This is a genomic window from Qipengyuania sp. Mu-71, assembly GCF_036867055.1.
Lineage (GTDB): Bacteria > Pseudomonadota > Alphaproteobacteria > Sphingomonadales > Sphingomonadaceae > Qipengyuania > Qipengyuania profunda.
In genome coordinates this window covers 442,501-457,253 of record NZ_JBAJHR010000001.1, presented here as the reverse complement: position 1 = coordinate 457,253, position 14,753 = coordinate 442,501, and the positions used below count along the sequence as shown (strand labels likewise).

7 protein-coding genes, 2 tRNA genes and 2 rRNA genes (1 of these 11 running past the window's edge) are annotated in these 14,753 nt (G+C 62.0%); 2 read left to right on the top strand and 9 right to left on the bottom strand.

The genetic code is table 11. The features are described from left to right. The first annotated feature begins 108 nt into the window (after nucleotides 1-108). Entirely contained in the window at nucleotides 109-1,074 is a 966-nt protein-coding gene (locus V6B15_RS02195) for a glycoside hydrolase family 113 (protein WP_334199863.1), read from the top strand. Nucleotide 1,075: 1 nt separating this feature from the next. Here the strand turns inward: V6B15_RS02195 and V6B15_RS02190 are convergent, their stop codons facing one another. Genes V6B15_RS02190 through V6B15_RS02170 form a run of 5 tightly spaced genes read right to left on the bottom strand, consistent with a single transcriptional unit; the run spans nucleotide 1,076 to nucleotide 7,959 of the window. Beyond that, nucleotides 1,076-1,882: a transporter gene (locus tag V6B15_RS02190; RefSeq protein ID WP_334199862.1), complete on the bottom strand. Its 807-nt coding sequence runs from the start codon at nucleotides 1,880-1,882 to the stop codon at nucleotides 1,076-1,078. Continuing rightward, complete coding sequence (locus V6B15_RS02185) at nucleotides 1,879-2,841, bottom strand: response regulator (protein WP_334199861.1); 963 nt, start codon at nucleotides 2,839-2,841, stop codon at nucleotides 1,879-1,881. The genes V6B15_RS02190 and V6B15_RS02185 overlap by 4 nt, the downstream gene beginning before the upstream one ends. Continuing rightward, complete coding sequence (locus V6B15_RS02180; RefSeq protein WP_334199860.1) at nucleotides 2,838-4,304, bottom strand: hypothetical protein; 1,467 nt, start codon at nucleotides 4,302-4,304, stop codon at nucleotides 2,838-2,840. The genes V6B15_RS02185 and V6B15_RS02180 overlap by 4 nt, the downstream gene beginning before the upstream one ends. Next, the gene (locus V6B15_RS02175; protein ID WP_334199859.1) at nucleotides 4,301-6,187 is read right to left on the bottom strand and encodes a glycosyltransferase family 2 protein; all 1,887 of its coding nucleotides are present in this window, start codon (nucleotides 6,185-6,187) and stop codon (nucleotides 4,301-4,303) included. Before V6B15_RS02175 ends, V6B15_RS02180 begins: the two co-directional genes overlap by 4 nt. Nucleotides 6,188-6,189: 2 nt before the next feature. Beyond that, the gene (locus tag V6B15_RS02170) at nucleotides 6,190-7,959 is read right to left on the bottom strand and encodes a cellulose biosynthesis cyclic di-GMP-binding regulatory protein BcsB (RefSeq protein ID WP_334199858.1); all 1,770 of its coding nucleotides are present in this window, start codon (nucleotides 7,957-7,959) and stop codon (nucleotides 6,190-6,192) included. Nucleotides 7,960-8,312: 353 nt separating this feature from the next. Here V6B15_RS02170 and V6B15_RS02165 point away from each other — a divergent pair, with 353 nt between their 5' ends. Further along, nucleotides 8,313-10,709, top strand: a complete 2,397-nt coding sequence (locus V6B15_RS02165; RefSeq protein ID WP_334199857.1) for an ATP-binding protein — start codon at nucleotides 8,313-8,315, stop codon at nucleotides 10,707-10,709. Nucleotides 10,710-11,207: 498 nt separating this feature from the next. Here V6B15_RS02165 and V6B15_RS02160 read toward each other — a convergent pair. From V6B15_RS02160 to V6B15_RS02145, 4 genes are all read right to left on the bottom strand, one after another. Next, nucleotides 11,208-11,284 (bottom strand) — tRNA-Met (locus V6B15_RS02160). Between the two features lie 116 nt (nucleotides 11,285-11,400). Next, nucleotides 11,401-11,515: ribosomal RNA gene (rrf, locus tag V6B15_RS02155) — 5S ribosomal RNA — on the bottom strand. Between the two features lie 116 nt (nucleotides 11,516-11,631). Beyond that, nucleotides 11,632-14,425 (bottom strand): 23S ribosomal RNA (locus V6B15_RS02150). A gap of 262 nt (nucleotides 14,426-14,687) precedes the next feature. Continuing rightward, nucleotides 14,688-14,753: transfer RNA gene (locus tag V6B15_RS02145), tRNA-Ala, on the bottom strand (it continues 10 nt past the right edge of the window).

The window sequence follows — 14,753 nt, the reverse complement described above, 5'->3', positions numbered from 1 at the left end:
GAGGCGGTTTCGCTTGCCGGGCCCGGTGCGTATGGGCTGGGTTCAGGCGAACGGCTTCAAGGTGCCCCCATGCGAGGAATGCGACCGGATCGAAGACAGGTGCTGGCCATGGCGGCCGCACTACCGGGCTTGCTTGCGACGCCGCTCGCCGCGAAAGCGCGGGTCATGCAGATCGGCGTAAACATGATTGAGGACCCAGCCGCGCCGTTCGGCGGCGCGCAGGCCCGCGAAAGCTTTGCCAATCTGGCTGCGGCAGGCGCCACCACGGTCGCGCTGGTGCCGTTCTTCTGGCAACCGGGCGCGAGCGACCCGGCACTGGTCCGGGGCAGCGCGCTCCCGCGCGAGCGGCTGTTCCGCGGGATCGAGGAGGCCGCGCGGGTCGGGCTCGATGTGCTGGTCAAACCGCATGTCTGGGTGCCCGAACGCTGGGCGGGCAGCGTGGTGTTCTCCAGCGAGAGCGACTGGCACAGCTGGTTCGACGCCTATGAAAGCGCACTGGTCGACTGCGCCGAGACCGCCGCCGAAGCGGGGGCTGATGTACTGAGCGTCGGGACCGAATTGTTGCAGACGAGCGCGCGGCCCGAATGGGCGCGGCTGATCGCGCGGGCGCGCGAGGTGTTCCCGGGCCGGCTGACCTATGTCGCGCACAATTCCGCCGAGGCGCAGCAGGTGGGTTTCTGGAACCTGCTCGATATCGTGACCATGTCCTCCTACCCGCCGCTGGGCGCGCCGACCGACAGGGCGTCATGGCGCCGCGCGATCGCCGATGAGGTCCGCGCATTGAGAACTCTGGCGGATCGTCATGCAAAGCCCGCCTGGCTGGGCGAGATCGGCATCCGCTCCGCCGCCGATGCGACCTACAAGCCGTGGGAAAGCGCCGAGGAGCGCGATGCGCCGCCCGATCCGGCGCTGCAGGAGCAGGTCCTGCGTCTCTGGCTCGATGCGGCGCGGCAGGGCGGGATCGATACCGCGCTGGTGTGGCGATGGCTCAGCGACCCGCAGGGCGGCGGCCCCAAGGACACCGATTTCACGATCCAGAACAAGCCCGCGCAAAGCCTGCTCGGCCTGCGCTAGCTCAGAACGAGACCCAGACGCCTCCGAAAAAGCCGCGCTCGCGCAAGGCGTTCTCGCCCGCGATCGTGCCGACGAGCCCAGCCTGCAGCGAGACCGATTGCGAGACGGTGAGCACTCCGCTGACTTGCATGTTGTGATAGCGGTATTCGTCGAAGATCCCCTGCCCGGAACCATCGCTGATCGTATTGAGCGATTGCACCATCAGCAGGAAATCGGGATCGGGGCGATAACCCAGCGTCACATCGGCATGGAACTCGTTGGGCGGATCGCCATCGCGCAGGCGATAGCTTGCCTGGCCGTCGATAAAGCCGCTGTCCTCGCCGAAGGACAGATTGTGAAAGCCGCGCAGGCGGAAATCGTATTCGGCATCGGTGCTACCGACCTGCGCCAGATTGTCGTCACGCGATACGCCGGGGATCCGCGCGGTCGCTTCGACAGCCAGCCAGCCGTCGGTATTCTCGGCGAAGCGGTACCGGCCGCCGATATCGGTATAGCCTAGCCCGCTGTCGTCATCGCCGCCTTCGACCGAGACATTACGGAAGCTCGGCTTGAAGATCAGCGTGAGATCGGGGGCGACTTCATATTCGGCCAGCAAGTACAGCTCGACCTTCTCGTAATCGGCAATGTCGATGCTGTCGCCATCGGCGTCGAAGCCGCGGGTGCTCTTCGAATAGTAGAACGTCGCGATGGCCTGGCCCTTGTTCGACCCGTCACCCGCCTCGGTTGCGGTCAGCGTCTGCGCATGTGCCTGGGGGGCCGCCAGCAGACTGGCGAGGGCAATTGGGATGCCGTACAGTTTTCCCATCATTGTCGCTCCAGCAATTCCTGTTTGGTCCGGTCGATGATCGTATCCGCAGCCGCCGCCAGACCGGAAGGTTCGGCCCATACGGTCCGGGTCCAGAGCGTTACATGCTCGGCCTGGATCGAATTCCCGTGGTTGATCGCAGCCAGCTCGACCGCTTCGGCAGCCCGCGCGTTCCAGTCTTCGAGCTCGCTTGCCGAGGGTGCGCCGGGATGGATCAGCATGAAGGATCCCGGTCCATAGGCAGTCAGATAGACCGCCAGCGGCGCGGGGATCGCCTGCAACATGTCGGCCACCTGCGCCAGCAATGCCTCGCCCTTGTCCTGACCATGCGCCGCGACATAGGCCCCATAGTCGACAATCCGGACCAGGCTCAGCGCAGCGGGCCGGCCGCGCGCGCGGCAATCCGAAATGACCAGTTCCAGCACCCGATCCTTGAGCAGATTGGTGGTCGGATCGATCAGGCTGAGCGTCAGCTGGCCCTGCCGCAGCGCGGCATTCTGGACCCGCAGATCTTCCTCGCGCAGCGCACGCCGTTCCTGTTCGCGGCGCATCCGCAACAGGTTCCGGATACGCGCGAGCAGCCGCATCTCGTCGATCGGCTTGGTGAGGAAGTCGTCGGCGCCCGCCATGAACGCCTGGTTGAGCGTTTCGGTGTCGTTGGTCGCCGTGAGCATCAGGATCGGCAGGTCGCGCGTGCCCTTGGCCAACCGCATCCGCGCGCAGACTTCCAGCCCGTCGATATCGGGCATCATGATGTCGAGGACAACGAGCTGGTACGGGTGTTCGGCGGTGCTATCGGCCTCGCCATCGGGAGTAATCCCGCACATCCTGAGCGCTTCGAGCCCGCCGCTGGCAATATCGATCCGGTCGAAATTGCCGCGCGCCAGCAGCGCGCGGGTGATCAGCGCGCTTTCGCGGACATCGTCGACCACGAGGATGCGGGACTGGCTGCCTTCGGTCATCGTGGGGCCTCGCTGCTCAATTCATACACCCGCCAACGCGCCCCGTCATAGTGCAACCGGTAACCGGGCAGGCCTTTCTCGTACAGGGTCGGGAAGATGCGACCAACCCGGTCACTCCCATAGTCGGATTCGCGATTGCGGACGACCAGCGTGCTGGCATCGGTTCGCCCCCGGATCGAGGCGGTGCGGAATTGCTGCGTCCCGCTGGACCAGACGCCGGCGGCATCCTCGCGCAGCGCGATCACCGCAGGTGCCGCCTCGGCATCGAACAGCACGTCCTCGCGGCCCGACAGCGCGCGTGCAACGCCTGCAAGTTCGGGATCGCTGACTGCCACCGGGCGGTTGGCCAGCGCCGCTTTCCAGCGCTGGGTCTCGGGCGCGGTGTCGACGCTGACGAGCAAGGCCCCGCCAATTGCTCCGGCGGCGAGAAGCAGCAGCTCCACCCGCTTGAGCCGAGCGATGGGCCAGCGCGCGACACAGGCGGCGGCTGCGGTGACGCCGAAACTGGCTGCCAGCGCGGCCGAAGGGAACAGACCGAAGGACAGCGCCAGCAGCATCGCCGCCAGCACGGTCAGGAACAGCGCCAGCACTGCATAGCGCAGCGGCGCCATCCCGCGCGCGGCGAAGAAAAAGCCGATCGCGATCGGGCATACGGCGAACAGGCTAACCAGCGCGAGGCTGATATTGCGCCAGTCGGCCACCGGCACGCGGCCGGTGGGGTCGGCGCCCAGCCCGGCGGATTCCCGGCTGACCGCACCGATGAAGTCGAATGTCTGGTCGGCGAAAACCCAGTTCACATAGATGAACGAAGCGATCGAGAAGAGCACCGGGAACAGCAGCGTCAGATACATCGCGACCGGCGCAGTGCGCAGCCGGTCGATGGGGATGACCAGCGCCAGGAACGGCAGGCTGGCGAACACCAGCACCATCCCGAACGGATGCGCGAAAGCCATCAGACACAGGCCGAGCGAGACCAGCATCAGATCGTTGACGCGTTCGCCCCGGCGCAGGCTAAACATCCCCAGGGCGGTCAACCACAGCCCCCAGTGGACGAGAATGAACCCGATCCCTTCGGTCGCGCCGCGCAGGAACACCGGATTGAGAGCCAGCACCGCACTGGCGGCGGAGGCTTCCCATAGCGACAACCCGTTGGCCCGGAATGCCCAGAACCATGCCAGTACGAGCGCGGCGGCGAGCATCGCGCTCAACACCGCCAGCCCGGTCGTTCCGGCGACGGGCACGAAGTGATTGAGCCCGATCCCGGTGATGTAGGGCAGCGGCGGAAAGGCAGTGACGATATCCTCGAACCGGATCAGCCCCTCGAGGCTCAGCAGCGTCCGTCCGTGCAGGTCGAGATTGCTGGCCGACACATAGCCGCGCGCATGGAGGACGAAGGCCAGCGCGACCAGCGCGATGCCCAATGCGATCGGCATGCCGTAGCTGGTGATCCTGCGCGCCGTCATCCCGCGGTCTGGCTCGCCTGCGCCTTGCTGACTTCGGCGGCGGTGTGTTTCGACAGCCCGTGTTCGGTCTTTTCCCAGTAGAACGGCTTGGTGATCAGCTGCCAGGCGCCTTTCCACGCGGCGATCGACATCAGCACCCAATACCAGAACACGGTCACGCTGTAGGGTACCAGCGACAGCCAGTTGCGCCGGAAAGGCGCCAGCATCATCACGAAGATGAACAAGCCGTTCCCCGCCAGCAGGTTGAACACCGAGAGATACAGCAGGACGGGCGGGAACAGCGGATCGAAGATGCCGGTCTCGGTCAGCAGCCAGAGCACGAATATCGCCCAGAACACCGGATTCAGCAGGCCCGACAGCATGGTCCCGCCGATGAAGAAGATGAAGCCCAGTAGCCCGAGCACACCGATGCTTCTCACCAGATGGATCGGGCGCCGCGTATGGACCAGCATGGTCTGCATATAGCCCTTGATCCAGCGCGACCGCTGCCGGATCCAGTTCAACTGCGAGACATTGGCTTCCTCGAAGGTCGTCGAGGCAACCAGCCGGACTTCATAGCCCTTCTGCGTCAGGCGAATGCCCAGATCGGCATCCTCGGTGACGTTGAACGGGTCCCATGCGCGCAGTTCGCGCAGCACGTCCATGCGAAAATGGTTCGACGTGCCCCCCAGCGGGATCGGCACCTTGAGCTTCTCCAGCCCGGGAAGCATCAGGTCGAACCACAGCGAATAGTCGAGCGTGAACAGGCGCGTCAGCCAGTTCTCCTCGCGGTTGAAGTAGTTCAACCGGCACTGGACGCAGGCGACATTGGCGGGCGAGCGGTCGAAGGTCACCACCACCTTCTTGAGCTGGTCTGGTTCGGGCTTGTCCTCGGCATCGTAGATCACGAGGAAATCGCCGCGCGCGAATTGCAGCGCGTAATTGCACGCCTTGGGTTTGGTCTGCGGCTGCGCGGGCGGGACCAGGATGATCTCGAAAATATCCTCCAGCCCCAGAGCAGTGGCGGCATCGATGGTCAGCTGGTCGCCTTCCTCGAGCACGATCTTGATGTCGAGCCGGCTGGTCGGATAATCGAGTTCGCGCAAGGCATTGGCGAGGATCGGCAGCACGTCGGGCTCGCGAAACATCGGCACCAGCACGGTATAGACGGGCAGGTCCTCGTCGCGCAGCAGGCCGACCGCCGCATCCATCTGCCGCTCGCTGGCGTGCTGGTGCTTGCCGCCCGCCCAGATCAGCACGGTCTTGAACAGGAAATTGCCGAGGTAGAACAGCGTCATCACGAGGTTGAGCGCGATCAGCGTCGGGATCGGGGCCAGCGCCAGCCCCAATGCAAACGCGCTCAGCATCGCCCAGCCCACCACGAGCTGGACCGGGGTAAACACGGTCTGCGCCGACATCACCGGATCGTGTTCGGCCAAATCGAATACCGCGGCATGCAGGAAACGTTCGGAAAAAACGCTCTGCACCGCCTGCTGGATCTGCTTCTTCGAGGCGATGCCGATCTTGACGCTCGCGCCCCATTTGCGGCGGGCATAGAGGATCAGCTCGGGCCCCGGACGCGACGTGACGATCGTCGTCACCCCGACCTCACACCGCCAGGGCACTGCCAGTTCGCGCATGTAATTGGCGACTTCCGCAACCTCGAGCAGATCGGGATCGAGCGGGTCCTTCTCCAGATCGACCTGTTCAACGCTGAACCGGTCGGCGAGGGCGCGGTAATAGTCCTCCGGCTCGATCCAGTTCTTGGTCAGCATGACATCGGCGAGGTTGGACCCCCACCGCGCAGCCAGCTCGCTCGCCTCGTTCAGCTGCCGCGCCGAGACGAGATTGCGTTCGGCGAGGAAATCACCGGTCCAACTGTCGATCGAGAGGAGGTTGCCCACGATCAGTCTTTGGTTTTGTTGGCGACGATCACGCGACGGAGGAGATAGACGAAGCCCAGTGTCACCAGCAGCCAGCCCAGACCGATCAGCCACAGGCGGTAACGGCTCAGGAACTGGCTGAAGGTGTTTTCTTCCGGATAGCGGATATCGATCAGCCGTTCGCGCGCATTATGGAATGCGAAGTCGAGCTGGTCCCCGGCAAGGAAAGCGACATTGCCATAGCTGAGCACCGGCGGCGAAGCGCTGGTCGCCAGTGCGGCGAAATCCGCGCCCGGCTTGATCCAGACCACGGTGCGGCCGCCCTGTTCGAGCAGCTGGACCGTGGTCAGTTCGCCAATGGCTTCGGCATCGAGGAGCGTTTGCCCGTTCTCCCCGTCGATCGTGACCGCGCCCTGGTCGAAGCGCACGATCGGATCGGTCCCGGCCGGGGCCTGGTCGCCGACATACACCACGGCGCCCGCCTCGGGCATGTCCGAATAGGAGACGGTGACCGCCCCCTCGCCGCTTGCAAGCGGGCCCAGCAGCGACGCCACCGAACCGAGCGCGTCCGCGCCCGGCATCACCAGCGTGAAGCCGCCGTTGAGGACCGCGGGAAGATCGGAGAAATCGGCCACCGTCCCTACGGGATCGAGCTTGACGTGGCTGGAAGGAAGCAGCTGCGCCGGATAGCCTTGCGGCGCAAACTTGCAGTCGCCGCCGGCGGGCTGCCGCGCGACGCTGACCTCGAGATTGTTGCGCGACGTCGTAAGCCCTTGCGGGAAATCCACATCGAGCCGTGTACGGCCATCGTCTTCGGCCTCGGCGCTTGCCAGCAGCACGCCGTTGAGCAGCACGGCGATGACCGGGCGCGTGGTCCCGCCATCTTCCGCCGCCGCGACGTCGACCACCATGCCCGTCATGCGCTGCCCGGCAGGCACGGCGCTGGTGGGAATGGCCACGTTCCACTGTCCGCGGTCGACGACGTTCTGGATCGACGTGTCGCCGCCCAGATCGCCTACCGTGAGCGTAGTTGCCGCAGCGCCTGCATTGCGCTGTGCCGACCCAGCAGCAGGCGAAGCGACGAGCGCATTCCACCGGCTGCGCAACAGCCGTGCACTGGCGACGGGATCCTCACCGCCGATCTGCAACACCGGCTCCCCGGCCTCACGCTGGACCGAGAGTGCGGGGGATGCGGGATCGGCGAAGATGACCCGCGAAACCTGCCACCCCTCGCCAAAGGCGGGATTGGTCCTGCGGTTGCCGGCAAGCCGTGCATCCACCCCGCCCAGCATCAGCGTTAGCGCGGCCGCGGTTTGCGCGGCACTTGCGCCCGCAGGCAGAGCGACGTCGATCGCGGTTGGCATCGCCGCCGCGAGGGAGGCCACCCGCGTCAGGCTGGCGCCGTCGAACTGCGCGCGCAACCCGCCACTGCCTGCGAAAGAAAGATAGGCAGCCGACAATCGCTGATCGACACAGCGGTCTTCGGTAATTGCGCCCGAATAGACGATGCGCGCGGCCAGGAAGCCCTGCTCGATCAGCGAGGCGTTGATGGGGACATCGATCACCCCTTCGGAAAACCCGTCCGGCAGCGCCGTCGTGTAAAGCGTCTTCCCGCCCACTTCGATCGATAGCGCGCGGCGGCTGTTGAAGGAGGAATCCGCCCGGTAAGGCAGCACGAGCCGCAGGTCCTGCGCACCGGCATCGGCGGGAATGGGGAAATAAATCTCGCGCGAACCCGACAGGCCGGCGATCTCGAAGCCATCGGGAAACCCGCGCTCCTTCAGCGTGATCACCCTTGTGACCGCCTCCGTCGACGGGCCGACTACAGCATTTTCGGAAATGGCCGGGACTTGCCCCGCCGCTGCCGTAGTTACCAACGCCACCGCCGCGGCAATACAAAGGGGTTTTCGATTCACCATGACAGTTCTGGGGGGACCTTCAGCCATTGCATGTGCTGGCCCTATCACTTCACCCAGATGGTTTAGAAGACCTTACTAACAGAAGTTCTCAACTATTTCCGGGATCATTTTATAACTTTCATTCCTTAACCCCTGATAGACCCAGTTTTCGACGGGATTGTGCCATGGGTAACAAGCTTGCATAACCCCCGCATAATCTGGGTAGAACGACAGTAAGCAGAGTAGGTATGAATTTGGACATCGAGATGGTTCTGCTGGGTTTCGTGCTGGGGACCATCGTGGCCGCCGTGCCCCTGGCGATCTGGTTCCGCAGCGCCATTCGCGATGCCCGCGCCTCCGCCGTGCCGACCGCTACCGAAGACGCGGACCTGCGCGACCTGGTCGAACATCCCGACCTTGAATCGATCGCGGCCGATCTTCCCGACATGGTGGTCGTGATCGGGCCCGACCGGGTGCGCCGCTACATCAGCGCTGCCTGCGAAAAACTGCTCGGCTATCCGCCCGAAGAGATGATCGGCCAGTCGCCGATCAACGGCATCCATCCCGATGACCGCGCCGCGACCATGGTGGCGAGCGAGAAGCTGTTCCAGGGCGCGGTTCCCCGCACGCTGACGACCTATCGCCACAAGCATCGCGACGGTCACTACGTCTGGCTCGAGGCCCATTTTGCGTCTCGCCGGGTTCCCGAAACCGACGCGCTGCAGGATTTCGTCGGGATCGTCCGCGACATCGGCGCCCGGCGACGCGAAAAGCTGCTCGACAGCGAACGCAATGCGCGGATGCGCGAGAACAATCGCCTGCTGCAGATGGCGGAAGGGATCGCCAATATCGGCCACTGGCGGATCGATGTGCAGGAGGATTCGCTGTTCTGGTCGGAACAGCTGTTCCGGATCCATGGCGTCTCCGACGACTTCGTCCCCGATCTCGAGAAGGGCATCGATTTCTATTACGAAGAAGACCGGCCCATGGTCACCGAAGCGGTCGAGAAGGCCCTCAACGAGGGGGAGGATTTCGAGTTCACCGCACGTATCGTACGCCCCAACGGGGAACTGCGCCATATTGCGACCATCGGCCATGCCGAAAGCTCGCCGACCGGCGAAGTGGTGACGGTATTCGGCGTTTTCAAAGACATCACCGAAACCGTCCTGATCGAAGAGCGTCTGCGGCAATCGCGCGACGCGGCAGAGGATGCGGCGAAGGCGAAGACCCATTTCCTTGCCAATATGAGCCACGAAATCCGCACCCCGATGAACGGGGTCATCGGGTTTGCCGACCTGCTGCTGGAAAGCGATCTGTCCGAAGAGCATCTCGAATATGCGCGGATGATCTCGGATTCGGGCAAGGCGATGCTGCGCCTGCTCAACGAATTGCTCGACCTGTCAAAGATCGAGGCGGGCCGGATGCAGCTGTCGCGCGAACCGGTCGATTTCGGGCATCTGGTGCGCAGCAGCGTGCGGTTGTTCGAACCCAACGCCAAGGCCAAGGGCATCGTGCTGGAGGCCGACATCGCTTCCGGCATGCCCACCGGCACCGGCGACAAGCTGCGCGTGCGCCAGATCATTCTCAATCTGATCGGCAATGCCATCAAATTCACCGATGAAGGATCGGTGCGGATCGTGGCGCAGGAGGAGGACCGCTCGATCGTCATCCGCGTGATCGATACCGGGGTCGGCATTCCGGCGGACAAGCTGTCGCACGTCTTCGACGAGTTCGCCCAGATCGAAGGCGCGTCGGCGTCGAGTGTGGCGGGTACCGGCCTCGGTCTTGCCATCGCCCGCCAGCTGACCGAGCTGATGGGCGGCAGCCTGACCGCGACGAGCGAATTGGGGCAAGGCTCGACCTTCGTGCTCTCGCTCCCGCTGGTCGAATGCGAAGGCAATGCACCCGACGCGCCCGCGCAAAAGCAGGACGCCGCTTCATTCCGCAAGACCCTGACGGGCCGCCGGGTCCTGCTGGCGGAAGACGTCGACATCAATCGCAAACTGGCAGTGGCGATGCTCGGCCGTCTTGGCGTGGCGGTGGAGATTGCCGAGGACGGCAAGCAGGCGGTCGAACAGGTGCGCGCTGCGCGCGAACAGGGCCGGCCGTTCGATGCCGTGCTGATGGACATGCAGATGCCGGTCATGGACGGGCTCGAAGCCACGCGCACACTGCGCGCCGAAGGCGTTTCGGAGCGCGACCTGCCGATCCTGGCGATTACTGCCAATGCCTATCCCGACGATATCGAATTGTGCCTGGCGGCGGGCATGCAGGACCATGTTGCGAAACCGATCTCGATCGAACGGCTTGGCCCCTGCCTCGAAAAATGGCTGGTGACCAACCCGGCTGCAGCAGTGGAGGAAGCCCCCGCCAGCGACGAAGACGCCGAAGCGCGGCAGATGTACGAAAAGCGCCGCAGCGCGCTGCGCACCCAGCTGGCCGAACTGAGCGGCCCCACGCCCACTGCCGAACAGCGCGAGAAGCTGCGCGAACAGCTGCATGTGATGGCCGGCATCGCCGCCTATTTCGGCGACGAGGATCTTGGCAATCTGGCCCGCCGGGTCGAACGCGATCTGAAGGGAAAGGCCAATGAGGCCACCGTCGAGCGCGGGCTCGACGAACTGCGCGGCTGGTTTACCAGGTAGGATCGCCCCAGCAGGTTCGGGTCGCGGCCTGCCTGTGGTCCGGCAGACCTAGGCAGATATCGGAATGGGCGAACTTGCCCCTTCCCGAAGCGAGGCTACCTACGCCCGCTTACCACGATCGTCCGGCCGAACACCTCGGCGCGACCTCTAAGGCACATTACGAGCTGATGTAGGTGTTCGCACTGTGGGGTCCCTGGTACCGAGTAAGCGCTATCCCGTGGCCCGTTATCGCGCACCGGGAAGCAAATGCGTTCACCCCTGCAGCGCCTTGGCCCGTACGAAGCGGGAACCGCCGCTAGAGAGTTCCGATCACGTCGCGTGGTCGAACCCCACCAGGACGAGCATGGCCACGCTTCATATGCGCCCTATAGAAGCCACGCTCCTTACCGACGCCCGACATTTTCCGGAGGGCGATGCTCCGATCGTTCGCGGATCGCGTCCACCCCGGATACAACAAACCCGCCACCTCGGAGAGGCAGCGGGCTAGTTGTATACTGGTGGTTGCGGGGGTTGGATTTGAACCAACGACCTTCAGGTTATGAGCCTGACGAGCTACCGGACTGCTCCACCCCGCGGCACCGTGTGTTCGTCCGCCGGCATGCGCCAGAGACGAAAAAGCCGCCGCGCGGGAGACCCGGCAGCGGCTTTTTGAAATCGTGAATGGGTTTATACCGCGTCCGTCTGCTATAATGCCTGGCGACGACCTACTCTTCCAGTGCTTGAGCACTAGTACCATCGGCGCAGTCCGGTTTCACGGCCGAGTTCGAGATGGGATCGGGTGGGTCACAGACGCTATAGCCACCAAGCAATAAAGCAGGCGGACGGGTTTTAAATCGATGCTGTTGAGCATTCTGGGCTTATCCGGCTGAAGTTTCCTCCACCCTCGCGGACAGCACAGGGCTGTCGTTGATGGTATGGATCCTACAAGCGCGAAAAGAACTATTAGGACCGGTTAGCTACACGCATTACTGCGCTTCCACACCCGGCCTATCAACGTCGTGGTCTACGACGGTTCGAAGATTGCTTATCTCAAGGGAGGCTTCCCGCTTAGATGCTTTCAGCGGTTATCCCGTCCATACATAGCTACCCTGCGGCACCCTTGGCAGGATGACAGGTACACCAGAGGTATGTTCACCCCGGTCCTCTCGTACTAGGGGCAACTCCTTTCAACAATCGACGCCCACGGCAGATAGGGACCAAACTGTCTCGCGACGTTCTGAACCCAGCTCACGTACCACTTTAATTGGCGAACAGCCAAACCCTTGGGACCTGCTCCAGCCCCAGGATGTGATGAGCCGACATCGAGGTGCCAAACGATTCCGTCGATATGAGCTCTTGGGAATCATCAGCCTGTTATCCCCGGCGTACCTTTTATCCGTTGAGCGATGGCCCTTCCACGAGGGACCACCGGATCACTATGACCGACTTTCGTCTCTGCTCGACCTGTCGGTCTCGCAGTCAGGCATGCTTATGCCATTGCACTCTTGCAGACGGTTTCCAACCGTCCTGAGCATACCATCGCGCGCCTCCGTTACTCTTTAGGAGGCGACCGCCCCAGTCAAACTACCCGCCACAGAGGGTCCCAACACCGGATAACGGTGCGTGGTTAGACATCAGAAAATCACAGGGTGGTATTTCACAGGTTGGCTCCACACCAGCTGGCGCCGATGTTTCAAAGCCTCCCACCTATTCTACACAGTAATTTCCTAATGCCACTCTGAAGCTGCAGTAAAGGTGCACGGGGTCTTTCCGTCTAACCGCGGGTACTCCGCATCTTCACGGAGAATTCAATTTCGCTGAGCATATCCTGGAGACAGTGGGGAAGTCGTTACGCCATTCGTGCAGGTCGGAACTTACCCGACAAGGAATTTCGCTACCTTAGGACCGTTATAGTTACGGCCGCCGTTTACTCGGGCTTCAATTCGGAGCTTGCACTCCTCCTCTTAACCTTCGAGCACCGGGCAGGCGTCACACCCTATACGTCGTCTTGAAGCCGACTTAGCAGAGTGCTGTGTTTTTGCTAAACAGTCGCTACCCCCTGGCCTGTGCCCCCTCCACACTACTTGCGTAATGAGAGGGCCTCCTTCTTCCGAAGGTACGGAGGCAATTTGCCGAGTTCCTTCAGGATACTTCTCTCAAGCGCCTTGGTATACTCTACCTGACCACCTGTGTCGGTTTCGGGTACGGTCTATATTGAAGAGGCTATTTCCTGGAACCGCTTGGCTGCCCGACCAATCCAATAAGGTCGAACAACTTCCACGATCCGTCACACATCTTCAGGCCCACGAATATTTACGTGGTTCCCATCGACTACCCCCTTCGGGCTCGTCTTAGGGGCCGGCTAACCCTGCTCCGATTAGCGTTGAGCAGGAACCCTTGGTCTTTCGGCGACAGGGCATCTCACCCTGTTTGTCGCTACTCATGTCAGCATTCGCACTTCCGATATGTCCACCGTCGGTTACCCTTCGGCTTCAACCACTTACGGAACGCTCCGCTACCGCTCAGAATAAATTCTGAACCCTAAGCTTCGGTGCATATCTTTAGCCCCGTTACATCTTCGCCGCAGGAACCCTTATTTAGACCAGTGAGCTGTTACGCTTTCTTTAAAGGATGGCTGCTTCTAAGCCAACCTCCTGGTTGTTTTGGGATTCCCACATGCTTTCCCACTTAGATATGACTTGGGGACCTTAGCTGTAGGTTAGGGCTGTTTCCCTTTTGACGACGGACCTTAGCACCCGCCGTCTGTCTGCCGGATAAGACTCGATGGTATTCGGAGTTTGGTTAGGTTTGGTACCGCTCGCGCAGCCCTAGCCCATCCAGTGCTCTACCCCCATCGGCATACATCCGACGCTCTACCTCAATAGATTTCGCGGAGAACCAGCTATTTCCCGGCTTGATTGGCCTTTCACCCCTAAACACAGCTCATCCGAGAATTTTTCAACATTCACCGGTTCGGTCCTCCAGTGCATGTTACTGCACCTTCAACCTGGCCATGCCTAGATCGCCGGGGTTCGGGTCTAATTCATCGAACTCAGTCGCCCTATTCAGACTCGCTTTCGCTGCGCCTACACCTAACGGCTTAAGCTTGCTCGATAAATTAAGTCACTGACCCATTATGCAAGAGGTACGCTGTCACCCCCTATGGGGCTCCAACTGCTTGTAAGCATTCGGTTTCAGGTACTGTTTCACTCCCCTAATCGGGGTGCTTTTCACCTTTCCCTCACGGTACTTGTTCGCTATCGGTCATGTGCGAGTATTTAGGCTTGGAGGGTGGTCCCCCCATGTTCAGACAGGATTTCACGTGTCCCGCCCTACTCGAGTCTTCTTCGATTGTTTTCACCTACGGGGCTGTCACCCGCTATGGCCACTCTTTCCAAAGTGTTCGGTTAACTAACGAAGAAGCACTGGCCTGGTCCCGGTTCGCTCGCCACTACTACGGGAATCTCTGTTGATGTCTTTTCCTCCGGGTACTGAGATGTTTCAGTTCCCCGGGTTCGCTTCACCAAACCTATGTATTCAGTCTGGTGATACCCTATCCACCTCTTTCCGGCCGACCCGAAGGTCGAACGAAAGGAAATGGTGAGGGTGGGTTTCCCCATTCGGAAATCGCCGGATCAAAGATTGCTCACATCTCCCCGACGCTTATCGCAGCGTGCCACGTCCTTCATCGCCTGCACATGCCAAGGCATCCACCAAATGCTCTTACCTCACGCTTGAGAATCCACACCATCAACGACAGACCTGCATAAAAGTCCATCGTCTCGCGATGATGCGGAGGATATCTCAGCCAGATAATCATTATGATTGATCTTGTTGTGATGCATCGATCGCTCGAACGGCCGAAGCCGAACAAAACAATCCATGCGCCACGGCATCGATTTAAAAACCCATTCACAATGTCAAAGACAGCGACCCATATGGCCGCCTACTCGCTTTACGCGAGATCTACGTTCGTTTCATCTATCGGATTGATGTGCCTGGTGGAGCCTATCGGGATCGAACCGATGACCCCCTGCTTGCAAAGCAGGTGCTCTCCCAGCTGAG